1 protein-coding gene is annotated in these 4,344 nt (G+C 69.5%); it reads left to right on the top strand.

All coding sequences use genetic code 11. The annotated features are described in order from the left end of the window. Positions 1–4,344: calcium-binding protein (locus tag TSO221_RS36555; RefSeq protein WP_146208893.1), on the top strand; the 4,344-nt coding region annotated here is incomplete at both ends.

Below are 4,344 nucleotides of genomic sequence, written 5' to 3'. Positions count from 1 at the left end.
GGCGCCGACACGCTGGACGGCAGCACCGGCAGCGACACCCTGATCGGCGGGGCCGGCAACGACGTCTATGTCGTCGATGTGATCACCGACGTGGTGACGGAACTGACGGGCGAAGGCACCGACGAGGTGCGCACCGCGCTGGCCTCCTACACCCTGGGCACCAACGTCGAGAACCTGACCTACACCGGGGCGGCGGCGATCAACGGAACCGGCAACGCGCTGGACAACGTGCTCACCGGCGGGGCCGGCAACGACACGCTGAACGGTGCTGCGGGCAACGATACGCTGAACGGCGGTGCCGGGGCCGACAACATGGCCGGCGGTGCCGGCGACGACGTCTACTCTGTGGACAGCGGCAGCGACATCGTCACCGAGGCGGCGAGTTCCGGCACCGACGAGGTGCGCACCACGCTCACCGCCTACACGCTGGGCGCCAACGTCGAGAACCTGGCCTTCACCGGCACCGGCGCCTTCACCGGCACCGGCAACACGCTGAACAACCGGATCACCGGCGGCGCCGGCAACGACACGCTCGACGGCGGCACCGGCGGCGACACGCTGATCGGCGGCCTCGGCAACGACGTCCACCTCGTCGACAGCACCGGCGACGTGGTGACGGAACTGGCCGGCGAAGGCGCCGACGAGGTGCGCACGACACTGACCACCTACACGCTCGGTGCCAACGTCGAGACCCTGACCTTCACCGGCACCGGCGCCTTCACCGGCACCGGCAACGCGCTGGACAACGCGCTCGTCGGCGGGGCCGGCAACGACACGCTCTCGGGCGGCGCCGGCAATGACACGCTGACCGGCGGGCTGGGCGCCGACCGCCTGATCGGCGGGGCCGGCAACGACCTGTTCCTGGTGGACGACGCCGGCGACCTCGTGGTGGAGGCCACGGGCGACGGGACCGACGAGGTGCGCACCACGCTCAACACCTACACGCTGAGCGCCAACGTGGAGACGCTGACCTTTACCGGCACCGGCGCCTTCACCGGCACCGGCAACGGGCTGAACAACGTCATCACCGGCGGCGCCGGCACCGACACCCTGGACGGAGCCGCAGGCGCCGACACCCTGGCGGGCGGCCTCGGCAACGACGTCTACGTGGTGGACGATGCAGCCGACATGGTCACCGAGTTGACCGGTGAAGGCACGGACGAGGTGCGCACCGCGCTGACCGCCTACACCCTGGGTGCCAACCTGGAGAACCTGACTTTCACCGGGACCGGCAGCTTCACCGGCACCGGCAACGCGCTGAACAATACGATCACCGGCGGTGCCGGGGCCGACACGCTGGACGGCGGCACCGGCACGGACACCGTCGCCTTCACCACCGCCATCACCGCCAGCCTGGCGACCGGCACCGCGTCGGACGGGGACGTGCTGCTCGGGTTCGAGAACCTGAGTGGCTCGGCCTTTGACGACGTCCTGATCGGGGACGCGGGCACCAACGTGCTCACCGGCAACGCCGGCAACGACACGCTGGACGGCGGGGCCGGGACCGATACGCTGATCGGCGGGCTTGGCAACGACGTCTATATCGTCGATGCGAGCACCGACGTGGTGACCGAGGCCGCCAGCGCCGGCACCGACGAGGTGCGCACGGCGCTCGTCGCCTACACCCTCGCCGCCAACGTCGAGACGCTGACCTTCACCGGTTCCGGCACCGTCGCCTTCACCGGCAACACGGGCAACAACCTGCTCACCGGCGGGGCTGGCAACGACACGCTGGACGGCGGTGCCGGCAACGACACGCTGGACGGCGGCCTGGGAACCGACAGCCTGATCGGCGGCACCGGCAACGACGTCTTTATCGTGGACGATTTCGGCGACGCGGTGATCGAGGCGGCGGGCGGTGGCACCGACGAGGTGCGCACCGCGCTGGCCGCCTATACGCTGATCGACAACGTCGAGACCCTGACCTACACCGGCACCGGCAATTTTGCCGGCACCGGCAACGCGCTGAACAACACGATCACTGGCGGGGCGGGCGACGACACGCTGACCGGCGGGGCGGGCGGCGACATGCTGTACGGCGGAGCCGGCAACGACCTCTACATCCTGGAGGATGGCGGCGACATCGTGGTCGAGGCGGCTGGCGCCGACCTGGACGAGGTGCGCACCACGCTGGGCACCTATACTATGACGGGCAACGTGGAGATCCTGACCTACACCGGCTCCGGCACCTTCTTCATAACCGGCAACGCGTCGGACAACCTGATCACCGGTGGTGCCAACGGCGACTCTCTGTACAGCGCGGACGGCAACGACACGGTGCTGGGCGGCGCCGGTAACGACACCCTCAACGGCAGCTACGGCAACGACATCCTGGACGGCGGGCTCGGTGTCGATTCCATGGATGGCGGCTTCGGCAGCGACCTCTACTTCGTGGATGATCCCGGCGACATCGTGGTCGACGCGGCGGTCAGCCCCGAGATCGACGAGGTGCGGGTCACGGCGGCCAGCTTCACGCTGGGCCCGTACGGGGTCGAGATCATGACCTACACCGGATCCGGCAACTTCGCCGGCACCGGCAACGCGTTGGCCAACACCATCACCAGCGGGGCGGGCAACGACACGCTGGACGGCGGCACCGGCGCCGACACGCTGACCGGCGGCGCCGGCAACGACCTGTACGTGGTAGACAACGCCGGCGACGTGGTGACCGAACTGGCCGGCGAGGGCAGCGACGAGGTGCGCACCACGCTGGCCGCCTACACGCTGGCCGCCAACGTCGAGACCCTGACCTACACCGGCACCGGCACCTTCACCGGCAACGGCAACGCGGCAGACAACGCGATCGCCGGCGGGGTCGGCAACGACACACTGACCGGCGGCGCCGGCAACGACACGCTGACCGGCGGCGCCGGCAACGATCTCTACACGGTGGAGGATGCCGGCGACCTCGTCATCGAGGCGGCAGGGGCGGGCACCGACGAGGTGCGCACCGCACTCGCCGCCTACACGTTGACCGACAACGTGGAGAACCTGACCTACACCGGCACCGGCAGCTTCGCCGGCACCGGCAACGCGCTGAACAACCGCCTGCAGGGCGGGACCGGGGCCGACACGCTGGCCGGCGGTGGCGGCGATGACCTCTACTTCGTCGACAACGCCGGCGACGTCGTCGTCGAGGCGGCGGACGAGGGAATCGACGAGGTGCGCACCACGCTCGCCGGCTACACGCTGTCCGCCAACGTCGAGATCCTGACCTACACCGGCAGCACCGGCGGCCTGTTTACCGGCAACGCGGTGAACAACCGAATCACCACCGGTGCGGGCAACGACACGCTGGACGGCGGGGCCGGGGCCGACACGCTGACCGGTGGCGCCGGCAACGACACATACGTGGTGGACGACGCGGGCGACGTGATCACCGAAGCGGGCGGCGCCGGCACCGACACGGTGCTGACGAGCGTCGCCAGCCACACCCTCGGCGCCAATTTCGAAAACGTCACCTACACCGGGTCGGGCAACTTCACCGGCACCGGCAACACGCTGAACAACGTCATCACCGGCGGCGCCGGGAACGACACGCTGGACGGCGGCACCGGGGCCGACACGCTGACCGGCGGCGGCGGGAACGACGTCTACGTGGTCGACAGCACGGCCGACGTGGTGAGCGAACTGGCCGGCGGGGGCGTGGACGAGGTGCGCACCACCGTGGCGAACTACACGCTGGGTGCCAATGTCGAGATCCTGACCTACACCGGGGCGGCGACCGCCAACGCCACGGGCAACGAGCTGGATAACGTCATCACCACCGGGGCAGGCAGCGACATCCTCATTGGCGGGGCCGGCAACGACACGCTAGCCGGCGGCGCCAACAACGACGTCTACTATGTTGCCGACGCCGGGGACGTGGTCGTCGAGGCGGCGGGAGCGGGCACCGACGAGGTGCGCACCGCGCTCGCCGCCTACACGCTGACAGCCAACGTGGAGACCCTGACCTACACCGGCACCGGCAATTTCGCCGGAACCGGCAACGAGCTGGGCAACCGCTTCGTCAGCAACGGCGGCAACGATACGTTGGACGGTGGAGCGGGCGCCGACTCCATGGCCGGCGGCTACGGCAACGATGTCTACTATGTGGACGACGTCGGCGACCTTGTGGTCGAGAGCTACGCGGCCGGCACGGACGAAATCCGCACCACGCTCTCGGCCTACACGGCCGGCAGCAACATGGAGAACCTCACCTACATCGGCACCGGCAACTTCGCTGGCACCGGCAACAACGCGGCCAACCTCATCATTGGCGCCGCCGGCGCCGACACGCTGGACGGCAGCACCGGCAGCGACACCCTGATCGGCGGGGCCGGCAACGACGTCTATGTCGTCGAT

Origin of the sequence: Azospirillum sp. TSO22-1 (genome assembly GCF_003116015.1) — a bacterium.
In the GTDB taxonomy this organism is placed as follows: domain Bacteria; phylum Pseudomonadota; class Alphaproteobacteria; order Azospirillales; family Azospirillaceae; genus Azospirillum.
Note: the sequence above shows the minus strand (reverse complement) of the source record. Positions and strands in the feature narration are given on the sequence as shown.